Source organism: Stappia sp. TSB10P1A (assembly GCF_900185725.1).
In the GTDB taxonomy this organism is placed as follows: Bacteria; Pseudomonadota; Alphaproteobacteria; order Rhizobiales; family Stappiaceae; genus Stappia.
The window spans coordinates 1-984 of the sequence record NZ_FYAU01000064.1 but is presented as its reverse complement, the minus strand read 5'-3'; the positions used below and the strand labels follow the sequence as shown (position 1 = coordinate 984).

Sequence of the window (984 nt, the reverse complement as noted above, 5' to 3'; positions counted from 1 at the left end):
GCGACTGCGAGGTGAAGAAGTTGGTCGGGTTGTCGAGGGCCGAGTTGACCTTCTTGCCGGTGGCAAGGCGGTTCTGGGTGGTGGCCATCATGTCGGCGGTGCTCTGCAGCGTCAGCAGGTTCTGGCGTACACCGGCGGAGAGAGTGATGTCGGACATTCGGAAATCCTTTCGCGCCGCCCTTGTCCCGGGCGCATCTCATTCTGAGAACGCGTTAATAATTGAGCTGAAATTCCTAACGACAGGTTAACCATGTCGCAAATCGCGACCGGCGCTTTAGAAATTTGAAAGAAACCCAAAAGGAAAGGGCGGCGGGTCGAAACCCGCCGCCCTTCGAGAGCGTTTTGCGCCTTTCGGCGAGCTGCGTTCTTAGAAGAGACGCAGCACGGCCTGGTCGGCCTGCGAGGACAGCGACAGCGCCGTGGTGGACAACTGCTGGCGGGTCTGCAGGGCGAGGAGGTTGGCGCCTTCCTCGTTGGTGTCGGCCAGCACCAGGTTGTCGGCACCGGTCTGCAGGGTGTTGATCGAGGCCTTGGTGTAGTCCTTGCGGATCTGCACCGTGGACAGGCTGGAGCCGAACTTGGATCCGGCCTCACGCAGGGTGATCAGCGCCTTGGAGAGCTCGTCGAGGGCGTTGTTGGCCTCGGTGTCGTTGAGGCTGGTCGTCTTGGTGAGGTTGAGGCCCGAGGAGGTCAGATCCTCGCCCTGGATGATCAGCTCCGACTTGCTGGCGGCATCGCGCTTCTCGTTGAAGGCGACGGTGAGCTTCGCGGACGAGGAGTTGATCAGGTTGATGCCGTTGAACGAGGTGTCCTGCGCGAGCTTGTCGATCTCACCGAGGATGCCGTTGAACTGCGATACCAGCTTCTGGCGGGTGGTCGAGTTCGACGCCGGATTGGCCTGGGTGGTGATCGAGAAGCTGTCGGCATCACCGGCGCTGGCGCCATTGGTGAAGGTCACCTGGGTCTCGCCCGGATCCGTGTAGT

At 61.3% G+C, this 984-nt stretch carries 1 protein-coding gene; it reads right to left on the bottom strand.

The genetic code is table 11. The features are described from left to right. Positions 1–367: 367 nt before the first annotated feature. A partial coding sequence (locus tag TSB10P1A_RS23500; protein WP_256376715.1) for a flagellin occupies positions 368–984 on the bottom strand: 617 nt, incomplete at its 5' end.